We start from the raw sequence: 14152 nt of genomic DNA on the forward strand, positions 1-14152 counted from the left end.
TGCGGCCAGTCTTCCGACCCAACGCTCCCCGGCGGTCCGCTCGCCCTGCGAGGCCTGGCTGACCGGCACGCAACCTCTCCGCTGAATCCGGCAACGCTTGGGCCGGATCGCGGCACCGCCGCATCAAATCCGCGGCCTGCGGGTGCATTTTGCGGGCGCCGGTTGCGATGCGACAGAGGACTCGCGCGCGCTTGTGTGATAGAAAAAAATTTGGCAAGGTCCGGGTTAGGACAGCAAAGCTGTCTCAATTTGGGGACGCGAACCCGGCACAGGGTTTGCAGCCAAACAGGCGCCTAGACGCCTGAATTGCGAGGTAGGGGTGGCCGCCGGGGACGATGGGCACCACCGCCTGAATTCTTAAACAGCGGCTCGCGGTGAGCGAGCGGTGGCCCGGTGGGTGCCGCGAACAGCCAAGGTGCGCGACGACGGCAGAACCCCTGACGGGGTTGAGAGGATGAAGATGAGCGGGTCTAACCACGAGCGCGAGACGATTGTAACCGATGCGCTGTCGGCGGACCTGGCGTTGAAACCCGCCGAATTCGCGCGCGAGCTGCATACCTGGCGCCCGCCAGCCGAGGGCATGTACGATCCGGCCGGGGAAAAGGACGCCTGCGGCGTCGGCTTCATCGCCAACATCAAGGGCAAGAAGTCCCATCAGATCGTCGCCGACGCGATCAACATTCTCTGCAACCTCGAGCATCGCGGCGCCACCGGCGCCGATCCGCGGTTCGGCGATGGCGCCGGCATTCTGGTGCAGATCCCGCACGCCTTCTTCGCGCGCAAGACCGCGGAACTCGGCTTCACATTGCCGGCGCCCGGCGAATACGCCGTGGGCGCGCTGTTCATGCCGCGCGAGACCAACTGGCGGGCGGTGATCAAGAGCATCATCGCCGACCAGATCAAGGCCGAAGGCCTGACCCTGCTGGGCTGGCGCCCGGTGCCGACCGACAACTCGTCGCTGGGCGAAAGCGTTAAGCCGACCGAACCCGCCAACATGCAGGTGTTCATCGGCCGCGGCACCGCGCCGATCGCCGACGAGAATGAATTCGAACGCCGCCTCTACATCCTCCGCAAGTCGATCTCGCAGGCGATCTATCAGCGCCGCGAGCGCGGCCTGGCCGGCTATTATCCGTGTTCCCTGTCGTGCCGCACCGTGATCTACAAGGGCATGTTCCTCGCCGACCAGCTCGGCAGCTACTATGCCGACCTCCACGAAGCGGATTTCGAGAGCGCGTTGGCGCTGGTGCATCAGCGTTTCTCCACCAACACCTTCCCGACCTGGTCGCTGGCGCATCCCTATCGCATGGTCGCGCATAACGGCGAGATCAACACGCTGCGCGGCAACGTCAACTGGATGGCGGCGCGGCAGGCCTCGATCCACTCCAAGCTGTACGGCAAGGACATCAGCCGTCTGTGGCCGATATCCTATGAGGGACAGTCCGACACCGCCTGCTTCGACAACGGTCTCGAATTCCTGGTGCAGGGCGGCTACTCGCTGCCGCACGCCGTGATGATGATGATTCCGGAAGCCTGGGCCGGCAATCCCCTGATGGATGAGCAGCGCCGCGCCTTCTACGAATACCACGCCGCGATCATGGAGCCGTGGGACGGCCCTGCCGCGCTGGCCTTCACCGACGGCCGCCAGATCGGCGCCACGCTCGACCGTAACGGCCTGCGCCCGGCGCGCTATCTCGTCACCAAGGACGACCGCATCGTGATGGCGTCCGAAATGGGCGTACTGAAGATTCCGGAAGAGGACATCGTCACCAAGTGGCGGCTGCAGCCCGGCAAGATGTTGCTGGTCGACCTCGAACAGGGCCGCCTGATTCCGGATGACGAGATCAAGGCGTCGCTGGCCTCGATGCATCCCTACGCGTCTTGGCTGAAGGCCACGCAGATCGTGCTCGAGGAACTGCCCGACGCGCCGGCCAAGGGCCAGCGCTCAAACCTGCCGCTGCTCGATCGCCAGCAGGCCTTCGGCTACACCCAGGAAGACGTCAGCATCCTGATGACGCCGATGGCCTCCATCGGCGAGGAAGCCTCCGGCTCCATGGGCAACGACACGCCGATCTCGGCGCTGTCGGACAAGCCGAAGCAGCTGTTCACCTACTTCAAGCAGAACTTCGCCCAGGTCACCAACCCTCCGATCGATCCGATCCGCGAGGAGCTGGTGATGAGCCTGGTCTCGATCATCGGGCCGCGGCCGAACCTGTTCGATCTCAAGGGCGGCACGGCCGGCACCAAGCGCCTCGAAGTGCGCCAGCCGATCCTCACCGACAGTGATCTCGAGAAGATCCGCTCCATCACCGACGTGGCGGATTCACATTTCGTCTCGCGCACCCTCGACACCACCTTCCATGCCGGCCTCGGCGCGTCGGGACTCGAGCAAGTGCTGGATGAACTCTGCGCCCGCGCCGAGGCCACCGTCCGCGAGGGCGTCAACATCATCATCCTCAGCGACCGCATGGCCGGCTCGGACCGTATTCCGATCCCGTCGCTGCTGGCCTGCGCCGCCGTGCATCACCATCTGATCCGCGTCGGGCTGCGCACCTCGGTGGGCCTCGTGGTGGAATCCGGCGAGCCGCGCGAAGTGCATCACTTCGCCTGCCTCGCCGGCTATGGCGCCGAGGCGATCAACCCCTATCTGGCGTTCGAATCCATCATCGCCATGAAGGACAAGCTGCCCACGGCGCTCGACGACTACGAGATCGTCAAGCGCTACATCAAGTCGATCGGCAAGGGCCTGCTCAAGGTGATGTCGAAGATGGGCATCTCCACCTACCAGTCCTATTGCGGCGCGCAGATCTTCGACGCCGTCGGCCTGAAGGCGGAGTTCATCGCCAAGTACTTTGCCGGCACCCACACCCGCATCGAAGGCGTCGGCCTCGCCGAGATCGCCGAGGAGACGGTGCGCCGCCACACCGAAGCGTTCGGCGATATCCAGATCTACAAGACCGCGCTCGATGTCGGCGGCGAATACGCCTATCGCAGCCGCGGCGAGGACCACGCCTGGAATGCGGAGTCGGTGTCGACGCTGCAGCATGCCGTGCGCGGCAATTCGCTGGAGCGCTACAGGGCGTTCGCCAAGATCCTCAACGAGCAGTCGGAGCGGCTGCTGACGTTGCGCGGCCTGTTCAAGATCAAGACCGCCGAGGACGAGAAGCGCAAGCCGGTGCCGCTCGACCAGGTCGAGCCCGCCGCCGAGATCGTCAAGCGTTTCGCCACCGGCGCGATGTCCTACGGCTCGATCTCGCGCGAGGCGCACACCACGCTGGCCATCGCCATGAACCGGATCGGCGGCAAGTCGAACACCGGCGAGGGTGGCGAGGAATCCGACCGCTACAAGCCGATGCCCAACGGCGACTCCATGCGTTCGGCCATCAAGCAGGTCGCCTCCGGCCGGTTCGGCGTCACCACGGAATATCTCGTCAATTCCGACATGATGCAGATCAAGATGGCGCAAGGTGCCAAGCCCGGCGAAGGCGGCCAGTTGCCCGGCCACAAGGTCGACGCGACCATCGCGGCGGTCCGCCACTCCACGCCCGGTGTCGGCCTGATCTCGCCGCCGCCGCATCACGACATCTATTCGATCGAAGACATCGCGCAGCCGATCTATGACCTGAAGAACGTCAATCCGACGGGCCAGGTCTCGGTCAAGCTGGTGTCGGAAATCGGCGTCGGCACGGTGGCTGCGGGCGTTGCCAAGGCGCGCGCCGACCACGTCACCATCGCCGGCTTCGAAGGCGGCACCGGCGCAAGCCCGCTGACCTCGATCAAGCACGCAGGTTCTCCGTGGGAAATCGGCCTCGCCGAGACCCACCAGACGCTGGTGCGCGAGCGGCTGCGCAGCCGCATCGTCGTGCAGGTCGATGGCGGCTTCCGCACCGGGCGTGACGTCGTGATCGGCGCCCTGCTCGGCGCCGACGAATTCGGCTTCGCCACCGCACCCTTGATTGCGGCCGGCTGCATCATGATGCGCAAGTGCCATCTCAACACCTGCCCGGTCGGCGTCGCCACCCAGGACCCGGTGCTGCGCAAGCGCTTCACCGGCCAGCCCGAGCATGTCATCAACTACTTCTTCTTCGTCGCCGAGGAAGTCCGCGAGATCATGGCCCAGCTCGGCTATCGCAACTTCAACGAGATGGTCGGCCAGACCCAGATGATCGACCAGTCGAAGCTGGTGTCGCACTGGAAGGCCAAGGGTCTCGACTTCTCGAAGCTGTTCCATCGCCAGCCGGAACTGCCGGGCCAGAAGATCTATCATTCGGAAATCCAGGATCATCACCTGGAAGGCGTGCTCGATCGTACCCTGATTGCGCAGGCCGGGCCCGCAATCGACCGCGGCGCGCCGGTGAAGATCGAGAGCGAGATCAACAACACCAACCGTTCGGCCGGCGCCATGCTGTCCGGCACGGTGGCCAAGATCTACGGCCATGCCGGCCTGCCCGACGATACCATCCACGTCGCCTTCAAGGGCACCGCGGGCCAGGCGTTCGGCGCCTGGCTGTGCAAGGGCATCACCTTCGATCTCGAAGGCGAAGGCAACGACTATGTCGGCAAGGGTCTGTCCGGCGGTCACATCATCGTGCGCCCGCCAGCGCATTCCGGTATCGTGCCTGAGGAGTCCATCATCGTCGGCAATACCGTGATGTACGGCGCGATCGAGGGCGAATGCTACTTCCGCGGCGTCGCCGGCGAACGCTTCGCCGTGCGCAACTCCGGTGCGGTGGCGGTTGTCGAGGGCGCCGGCGACCATTGCTGCGAATACATGACCGGCGGCATCGTCGTGGTGCTCGGCAAGACCGGACGCAACTTCGCGGCCGGCATGTCCGGCGGCATCGCCTATGTGCTCGACGAGGACGGCGAATTCCCCAAGCTGTGCAACATGGCCATGGTCGAACTGGAGCCGGTGCTGTCGGAAGAGATGATCGCCGAGAACACCTATCACCAGTCCGGCGATCTCGAGGCCCACGGCCGGGTTGACGTGTTCGCCGACCTGCTCGACTCCGACATCGAGCGGCTGCACGTGCTGATCTCGCGCCACGCCAAGCTCGCGGGTTCGGTCAAGGCGGCGACCATCCTCAAGGACTGGAAGACCTGGCTGCCGAAATTCCGCAAGGTGATGCCGGTGGAATACCGCCGCGCGCTGAAGGAACTGAAGGCGAAGAACGCCGACGCCGAACCGAAGCTCGCGATCGGGGCGTAACACAGAGCCCGTCGCCCTTCGAGGCCGTCGCGCAGCGACGGCCTCGAAGGGCGACGGATGGTTGAACACGGATGGTTGAACACGGAAGTTGAACACTCATCCTTCGAGGCTCGCCCAAATGGGCTCGCTCCTCAGGATGACGATGGGACAAGTTGCAGGGGCGTTGGGTTACATGGGCAAGATCACAGGTTTTCTGGAAATCGAACGTCACGACCGCAAGTATGCGCCGGTCGCCGAACGCCTCAAGGGTTACAGCGAGTTCGTCATTCCGCTGAACGAGAAGGACGTCCGCGACCAGGCGGCGCGCTGCATGAATTGCGGCATTCCCTATTGCCACGGCACCGGCTCGGTTCAGCCCGGCACGCCAGGCTGCCCGGTCAACAACCAGATCCCGGACTGGAACGACCTCGTCTACAACGGCAACTGGGAAGAGGCCTCCCGCAACTTGCACTCCACCAACAATTTCCCGGAGATCACCGGGCGCATCTGCCCGGCGCCGTGCGAGGCGTCGTGCACGCTGAACATCGACGACAACCCGGTGACCATCAAGACCATCGAATGCGCTATCGTCGACAAGGCATGGGATAACGGCTGGCTGAAGCCGGAGATTGCCGCCGTGAAGACCGGCAAGTCCGTTGCGGTGGTCGGCGCCGGCCCGGCCGGCATGGCCTGTGCCCAGCAGCCGGCGCGCGCCGGCCATGACGTCCATGTCTACGAGAAGTTCGCCAAGGCCGGCGGCCTGATGCGCTACGGCATTCCCGACTTCAAGATGGAAAAGCACGTCATCGACCGCCGTGTCGAACAGATGCAGGCCGAAGGCGTCACCTTCCATTACGGCCGCGCTGTCGGCGGCACCTCGCCCAACGCGATCGACCCGCAGGAATTGCTGGCGAAGCATGACGCCGTTGCGCTGACCGGCGGCGCCGAGGCCGCGCGCGACCTGCCGATCCCCGGCCGCGACCTCAAGGGCATCCACTTTGCGATGGATTTCCTGCCGCAGCAGAACCGCCGCGTCTCCAGCGAGCCGCTCGGCGCCGTCTCCGACATTCTCGCCGGCGGCAAGCATGTCGTCGTCATCGGCGGCGGCGACACCGGCTCCGACTGTATCGGCACCTCGTTCCGCCAGGGCGCGCTATCGGTGACCCAGCTCGAGATCATGCCGGCGCCGCCGGAACACGAGAACAAGGGCCTGTCGTGGCCCTATTGGCCGCTCAAGATGCGGACCTCGTCGAGCCAGGCCGAAGGCGCGAAGCGCGAATTCGCCGTGCTGACCCAGACCTTCTCGGGCTCCGACGGCAAGGTCGAACAGCTTAACTGCGTACAGGTCGACGACAAGTTCAAGCCGATCCCGGGCACCGAATTCGTGCTCAAGGCCGATCTCGTTCTGCTGGCCATGGGCTTCGTCCATCCGGTGCATGAGGGCCTGCTGAAGACCCTTGGCGTCGACCTCGATCCGCGCGGCAATGTCCGCGCCGCCACCACCGACTTCGCGACTTCGCTGCCGAAGGTGTTCTCCGCCGGCGACATGCGCCGCGGTCAGTCGCTGGTGGTGTGGGCGATCCGCGAAGGCCGCCTGTGCGCACGCGCCATCGACCAGCAGCTGATGGGCAGCACGACACTGCCGAAGTAACGACGGTTTTCACCTCTCTGCTTCGCGAGGCATTGCTTCGCGAAGCGGAGCGGGGAACTCACGACCTGCGCCTGATGTGATAGTTGCAGCGCATGTGGATAAATCGGGACTCACTCCGATGACCACACAAAAGCGGGATTGCTGCGCGACCTCAAGGTCGTGACATCTCCCTCTCTCGATCCCCCGGTTCTCATGCTCCATGTTCCCTCTGCGCCGCGGGCCTGTTCCGCCGGCGAACGTCGTCATGTCCCGACCGCGACCAAAGGCCGATTGATCGTCGCCGCCCGCACGCTACGTTTGCGGGCGATGGCTGGTGGATATCGCGACATGACGAGACGCGGGGCGTGGCTGGTGCTGCTCGGCCTGTGCGGCACGCCCGCGGAGGCGATGCCGTCTCACGTCGCTGTCAGCGCGGGTTCGTTCTTCGCCGCGGCGACACGCTGCGAGATGCAGGACTTCATCAGCCAGGGCCAGACCAAGAGTTTACGCGCGGCACTGAACCGCTATCTTTCGGCTGCCGACCAGAAGAATATCGAGGCCGGCTACGCGCGTGGCCTGCAGGACTCCACGGTCTACGTGGTCGAACTCAAACGCTGGGCGCCGTTCACCCCCGATAGCGCCGGCTGCTACCGCGTCCAGGGCGTGCTGGACGATTACAGGGGCCAGCTCGACGCAGAGTGAGGCGCGCGAGCGCGCTGCCTCGCTAACCGCTGCGGAACGCCGGGAACCTGTGCGGGTCTGGTGACTTGTAAGAGCGAGAATTTCCTCATGGAGCAGCGAACATGGACAAGGATCGGATTTCAGGCATGGCCAAGGATGCGGCCGGCAAGGTTGAAGGCGTCGTGGGCGGCATCACCGGCGATGCACGCACGGAAGCTTCCGGGCGTGCCCGCGAAGCAGCGGGCACCGTGCAGAACCTGTACGGCCAGGCCAAGGATGCCGCGCGCGATGCATCCGATGCAGCCGTGAACTTTGCCAAGGACGCCATCGACAACAGCGGCGACACCTATCGCGAGGGTTCTGAAGCTGTTGCCAAGACGGTGCGCGACAATCCGCTCGGCGCGCTGCTGATCGCGGGCGGCATCGGCTTCGCGCTGGCCATGCTGATGTCGCGGCCGCCGCGCCGTCCGCCGAGCCGCTGGGGCTACTGACCCTCACCATATTGCATGAGCGACGCGCCTCCGGAGCCATCCGGAGGCGCTTTCGTTTGGCCGGCGCCGATCATGCGCTATCGCGCGAAGAAACTGGGTGCTGCGGCCGAAGGCCCGACATTGGCCGGCGGTCGCGGACCGCTTCGCGCCCGCTGCTGGGGTGGCGGCGGCGGCTGCCGCTCAGGCGTATTGAAGCCGAAGAAATTGCCGATTGAAGGCTCAGCTTCCACCACCGGCTTGGGCTTTTTCGGCTTCGGCGGCGCAGCCGGCGCCATCACCGGGGTGATGACGTCGGCACCTGCAGCGGCCGGCGATACTGACGCCACCGGCGTCTCGGTCGAGGCGGGCTGACGCCCGACCTCACGGCGCGGCCACGCGAAATCATCGGCGCGGCCCGCGGGCGCGGCCAGCGCCTCGCCCTTCACCAGGGTTCGCGCCGCCAGCGCATCGACTGCAGCCGGACGTGAGCCTGGGCCGCCGAGCAGTTGATCGGTACCAACCGAGGAGGCCACCAGGGGCACGATCGGCCCGGCCATCGGCCGCGGCGGCGGTGCCCCCGGAACGACGTTGGCGTCGGGGGTCGCCGGTTCCGACGGCAGAGCGATGGGCGCCGAGCGTCCGGCCATCAGCCGGGTGATCTCGCGCTCGACGTAATGCGCCAGCTTGCGCGCACCAGCCTTGGTGAAGAACACGCCGTCGTAGGAACGCAACCGGCGGTTCTGGCCCTCGAAATCGGGGCCCTGCTGCAGAAAGCGGCCGGCCTCGTCGACGAACCCGTCCCAGACGTCCACATAGGTAATGCCGGCCTTGCCGGCCGCGTCGCGGTACAGCGAATTCAGGAACAGCGTGTCGGAGGTCGCCTTGGTGCCGCGCACCGCCGGGAGCCCGACCCACAGCACCGGCACGCCCTTCGTCTTGAGCACGCCGATCATCTCCTCGATCCTCCTAGAATAGAGCTCGATCCAGCGATCGTCGCGGAACTCGGCAACGCCGCCCGGAGATCGCGCGCTCTTTTCCGGCGCGATCAGCGACGGCGGCTCGGCGATGTCCTGATCGTCGTCGGCGTCAGCCGGCTTGGCAGCGTCGGCGCCCCCGTCCGGCTTCGCCTTGTCGTCTTTCTTGACGCCCTTTTTATCCGTCGCCTTGTCCGGCTCGCGGATCGGAATGCGATCGTTGAGACCGAGCATTACGACAATGGCGTCCGGCTTTTCGCTGGCGAGAATGCCCTTGGCCGCCGCTGCCCAGTCGGCCGGATCGCCCTTGGGCTGATAACGCAGCAGCCCGGAGACGGTCTTATGCTTGCGGATCACGCCCATGTCGGGCTGCTCCGAATAGGCGTCCTCAAGGCCATAGGCCAGCCAGTCGGCCATGGCATCGCCGAGCACCAGCACGTTGCGTTCCGCCGTGACGTCGCGCTTTTCCGGCGCCGGCGCCCGCGAATAATCCTCACGCGGTTGCGCGCGCTGCCGCGGGGCCTGCTGCTGGAACGGCGCGAAGAACGGGCTGTCATTGCCGCCGAACCAGCCAAAGCCACCACCGCCACCCCCATTGGGAACAGCGCGCTGCGGACGCGGCGGCGGCTGCGGTGGCCCGCCGAAATTGAAGAATTGCGCCGAAGCAGGTGCGATGACGCCGAACAACATGCCCAAGGCAACGGTCGCAGCGATCAGCGGGCCGCGCTCGGTGAACAGTCCAAGGAAGGATTTCGACTTGTCTGCCATGCGCCTCGATCGCCATCGGTCTTCAGGTTTGCCCGGACTTATACCCGAATTCGGGCCGCAAGCGGGCAGTTTTCCGTCCCTTGACCGGAGGTCCGCGGACCCGGTCAAGGGACGGAGTTAACGGCTGCGATAGCGCGGGATCGACCGGCAGCGCCCATCGATCCGGTCAGGTTCAATCAGATTCATCCGATCCCGACCTTTTCCGGCACCCCCGCCTCCGCCTTCGAACGCAGGATGTACTGGTCGATGGCGGCGGCCAGGCCTTGCTCGATCGCCGTCATCGGCAACCGGACCTCCGGACTGTCGATCAGGCCGCAGCGCCATAGCCAGTACTTCAGGGGTGCCGGGGACGGTTCGGCGAACAGCAGGGCCGCAATTCCCGACAAAGCGCGCCATTGCATGTTGGCTCGCAGCGCGTCGCCGGACCGGATGGTGGGCCGCAGTGCCGCGAACTCCGGGGTGCGGAGGTGCGCCGATGCCAGAATACCACCGTCGCAGCCGCGGATCAGCGCGCCGTAGAACAGTGCATCCTCACCGGTCAGCACGGCGAAGCCACTCGGCCGCCGACGCAGCAGGTCGACCGACTGCAGCGTGTCGGCCGCGCAATCCTTGATCCCCACGATGTTACTGCGTTCGGCCAACCGCAGGATGGTCGCATTGTCGAGGTTGACGCCGGTCCGGTACGGAATGTTGTAGAGCATGATCGGCCGCGCGGTGCTGTCGGCCAGCGCCTCGAAATGCTGCAGCAATCCGCGCTGCGACGGCCGCGAGTAATACGGGCTGGCGATCAGATAGCCGTCGACCGGCCAGCTCGCGGTCCGCGCCAGCCCGGCGGCAAGGCGGCTGGTGTCGCTGCCTGACAGGCCGAGATAGAGCGGGCGCCTCACGCCGCGCTGCTGCAATGCCTGCGCCGTGGTGGTCGCCAGTTGCCGGAGTTCATCCTCGTCGAGAGTCATCCCCTCGCCGGTGGTGGCACCGAGAATGAATCCGTCAACCGGCTGATCGGCATAGTGGTCGAGCAGCCGGCGCAGCGACGTGAGGTCGACGGCGCCGTCACGAAACGGCGTGATGAGGGGCAACCATAAACCGCTGGGCGGTTCGGACGCGGTGGGCATGAGCGTGTCTCCTGTCTGGGCCGGCGACGGAGACGCATAAAAAAGCCCCGACAAACCGGCGGGGCCATGGTGAATATGCTGAGCGTGTCGATCTATCGCGCGCGCAAATCCCCGTCCCCAATGGAGGCACGGCGTTTTGCGTTATGACGGGCGGCGCGAGTGATCATCCGGTCAAAATGCGCCCCGCGTACTACACATGTCAAGGGCGCGCGACGCTCCGCGCCTGCAATTTCGTGTCCGCAACGGCTTGGCGCGATTGACCCAGCGCAAGGCGTATGCCCGGTGCCGACTGCATGGATGGATCTGGCAGCGCGAGAAACAACATGAACCCGGTCATCGAAACACGCCAGGGCAAGCTGCGTGGTTGCTCCAGCAACGGCGTGACATCGTTCAAGGGCGTACGCTACGCGGCGCCGCCGTTCGGTGCGCACCGCCTGCAACCGCCGCAGCCCGTGCAGCCCTGGGACGGAGTGCGTGACGCACAGGCATTCGGACCGAAGCCTCCGCAGGTCGACTATCCGCCTGGTATCTCCGAATTCTTGCTGGAACTGGTCGGGCCTGGCGAGGATTGCCTCACGCTCAACATCTGGACGCCCGATACAGGCACCGCCGGCCTGCCGGTGATGGTGTGGATCCCCGGCGGCATGTTCGAATTCCATGCCACCGGCGCCACGCCTTTCTATGACGGCAGCCGCTTCGCCCGCGACGGTGCGGTCTGTGTGACCATCAACTATCGCGTCGGCGCCGACGGCTTTCTGTACTTCGCCGACGGCGTCGCCAATCCCGGCCTGCTCGACCAGATCGCCGCACTCAGGTGGGTGCAGGATAATATCGCGGCCTTTGGCGGCGATCGCGACCGCGTCGCTGTTTTCGGGGAGTCGGCGGGCGGCATGAGCGTCGCCACCCTGCTCACCATGCCGCGCACCAAGGGCCTGTTCCATCGTGCCATCGTGCAGAGCGGCAACACCCCGATCGTCAATTCGGCGGCAACCGCGCGACGGATCGGCCAGCGACTCGCCGACATTCTCGGCGTTCCGGCGACGCGGGCCGCGATCGCCGCAATGTCCACCACGCAGATCCTGCAGGCGCAGGCGAAGCTGCGCGCGGAGCTCATTGCCGATCCCGACCCGACACTATGGGGCGAGGTGGCGCTCAGCTATCTGCCCTGGGCGCCGGTGGTCGACGGCAAGACCATCCCGCAACCTCCCATCGACGCCATCGCTGCGGGCGCCGCGGCTGACATCGATCTGCTGGTCGGATCGAACGAGGAGGAAACGCGGCTGTTCTTCGTGTCCGACGGCTCCATCGACCGCATCCCCAACGCGGCCGTGGTGGCGCTGGCGGCAGCCTACGAGCTGTCAGGCGAGGGGTTGAGCGGCTACCGCGCGGCCTATCCCGACGCGACGGCTGGCGAGCTGCTGTCGGCGATCCAGACAGATTGGTACTGGCGACTCCCGGCGGTGCGACTCGCCGACGCGCATGCATCGCGCACGAGGGCGTCGACCTACATGTACGAATTTGCCTGGCGCTCGCCACTGTTCGACGGGCGCCTGGGCGCCGCCCATTCGATGGAGATTCCGTTCGTGTTCGACACTCTCGGCCTGGGAACGCAGGGGCTGCTCGGTGATGCCCCGCCACAGGCACTGGCGACGGCCATGCACGCAGCCTGGATTGCCTTTGCCCGCACCGGCGATTGCGGCTGGGCCAAATACGATTCCCTGCGCAGGTCGACCATGCACTTCGACGCGACGCTGGCGGTTATCGACGATCCCATGGCTGCCAGGCGCACGCTGTGGAAGAACGCATGTTAGCGCCCGCGCAATCTGTCCAGCACCTCCGACGACGCAAAGCCGTCGGCCGGCGCGCCGATCGAGGCCTGGAAGCTGCGCAGCGCCTCGCGGGTCTGGCCACCGAACTGGCCGTCCGGAGTGCCCTTGTAGAAGCCGCGCTGCACCAGCAATTGCTGCAGTTCGAGCCGCTCCGCGCGCGACAGTACGCGTTCCTGACGCGGCCAGGGCTGCACGAAAGGCGGGCCGCCGCGCAGCCGGTCGGCGAAATGGCCGATCGCCAGCGCATAGGCCTCGGCCGGATTGTACTTCATGATGACGCGAAAATTCTGCTGCATCAGAAAGCCCGGGCCGCCGGCGCCGGCCGGCGCCAGCAGATAGGCCTTCTCGGCCGCGCGCGGAAACGGCTGGCCGTTGGCGCGCTTCAGCCCGAGATTCTCCCATTGCGAGAGCGTCATCGCCTTGGCCTTGTCGGCCAGCATGAAGTTGAAGCCCTGGGGGAGCGCCACTTCGTAGCCCCAGCTCTGGCCGCTCTGCCAGCCGTCTTTCTTCAGATTATTGGCGGTGGAGAAGATCAGGTCGGTGGGGTTGTCGACCACGTCGCGGCGGCCGTCGCCGTCGCCGTCCACGGCGAAGCGCTTGAACGCGGTAGGCATGAACTGGGTCGGCCCGAACGCGCCGGCCCACGAGCCGCGCATCTGCTCCGGGCGCAGGTCGCCGCGGTGCAGGATCTCCAACGCCACCAGGAATTCATCCTTGAAATAGGCCTGGCGGCGGCCGACGCAGGCCAGCGTCGCGGTGGAGCGCAGCACGTTGCGGTCGCCCATCTGCGTCGAGTAGTTGGATTCGATGCCCCAGATCGAGGCGATGATGTAGCGGTCGACGCCATAGGCCTTCTCGGCGGCATCGAAGATCGACTTGTACTGCGCCAGCACCTCGCGGCCGCGGGCCATGCGGGTGTCGTTGACGAGGATGTCGAGGTAATCCCAGATCGCCTTGGTGAATTCCGGCTGCGAATCCATCAGGTCCATGATCCGCAGGTCCGGGGTCAGGCCCGCGGTGAAGCGCTGGAAGCTGTCCTGCGAAATGCCGCGCCGTGCGGCATCAGGCCACAGCCCGGCGACGCAGTTATCGAAATTGTCGGCGGCCTGGCGAATCGCGACAGCGGTCATCAGCGGATGGCCGGAAGCGCCGTCCTCGCCGCTCCATGGTTGCACGCCGCCGCTTCCGGGCGCTGGCGGCAGCGCTGCCTGCGGCGGCGGCGAACCTCCGAAAATGTTGTCGAACAGGCTGAACGGACTCCCCTGCGATTGCGCCGATGCAGCCGAAGGCTGCACCGCCGACACCAGCAGTGCAGCCAGCGCCACCGCGGCGAACATCCGGATCGGCGGCTTCAGGGTCGACACGCGCAGCATTCTCATCGCAAACATCCAGATCGTCATGGCTCGCCACAAGAGGCCCCGTCGGGGTTTCCATCGGCTTAATATAGGCGCGATTTCACGGCCCGCGCCAAAAGGATGACCCGAAAGACCATGACCACGC

General features: G+C 65.9%; 8 protein-coding genes. 5 read left to right on the forward strand and 3 right to left on the reverse strand.

The annotated features are described in order from the left end of the window. Positions 1-460 precede the first annotated feature (460 nt). The 4 genes from gltB (at position 461) to ACUXVA_RS01360 (ending at position 7987) form a co-directional block, all read left to right on the forward strand. A complete protein-coding gene (gltB, locus tag ACUXVA_RS01345; protein WP_445490488.1) occupies positions 461-5206 on the forward strand; it encodes a glutamate synthase large subunit in 4746 nt (1581 codons plus the stop codon). Between the two features lie 172 nt (positions 5207-5378). Beyond that, positions 5379-6836 (forward strand): glutamate synthase subunit beta, encoded by a 1458-nt coding sequence (locus tag ACUXVA_RS01350; protein WP_445490490.1) that lies wholly within the window; start codon positions 5379-5381, stop codon positions 6834-6836. A 327-nt stretch (positions 6837-7163) separates the two neighbouring features. After that, positions 7164-7517 carry a hypothetical protein gene (locus ACUXVA_RS01355; protein ID WP_445490492.1) on the forward strand — a complete coding sequence of 118 codons (354 nt, stop codon included), beginning with the start codon at positions 7164-7166 and terminating at the stop codon, positions 7515-7517. Between the two features lie 101 nt (positions 7518-7618). Beyond that, positions 7619-7987 carry a CsbD family protein gene (locus tag ACUXVA_RS01360; RefSeq protein WP_265081885.1) on the forward strand — a complete coding sequence of 123 codons (369 nt, stop codon included), beginning with the start codon at positions 7619-7621 and terminating at the stop codon, positions 7985-7987. A 77-nt stretch (positions 7988-8064) separates the two neighbouring features. Here the strand turns inward: ACUXVA_RS01360 and ACUXVA_RS01365 are convergent, their stop codons facing one another. After that, positions 8065-9708 (reverse strand): SGNH/GDSL hydrolase family protein, encoded by a 1644-nt coding sequence (locus ACUXVA_RS01365; protein ID WP_265081884.1) that lies wholly within the window; start codon positions 9706-9708, stop codon positions 8065-8067. Between the two features lie 182 nt (positions 9709-9890). Next, on the reverse strand, positions 9891-10823 hold the full coding sequence (locus ACUXVA_RS01370; protein WP_265081883.1) for a 4-hydroxy-tetrahydrodipicolinate synthase family protein: 933 nt from the start codon (positions 10821-10823) through the stop codon (positions 9891-9893). A 323-nt stretch (positions 10824-11146) separates the two neighbouring features. Here ACUXVA_RS01370 and ACUXVA_RS01375 point away from each other — a divergent pair, with 323 nt between their 5' ends. Beyond that, positions 11147-12634, forward strand: coding sequence for a carboxylesterase/lipase family protein (locus ACUXVA_RS01375; protein ID WP_265081882.1), 1488 nt, complete (start codon positions 11147-11149; stop codon positions 12632-12634). On the opposite strand, the gene ACUXVA_RS01380 is transcribed toward ACUXVA_RS01375, so the two are convergent. Continuing rightward, entirely contained in the window at positions 12631-13989 is a 1359-nt protein-coding gene (locus ACUXVA_RS01380) for a lytic murein transglycosylase (RefSeq protein ID WP_445493381.1), read from the reverse strand. The genes ACUXVA_RS01375 and ACUXVA_RS01380 overlap by 4 nt on opposite strands. Positions 13990-14152 lie beyond the last annotated feature (163 nt).

It is taken from the genome of Rhodopseudomonas sp. RCAM05734 (genome assembly GCF_052658035.1).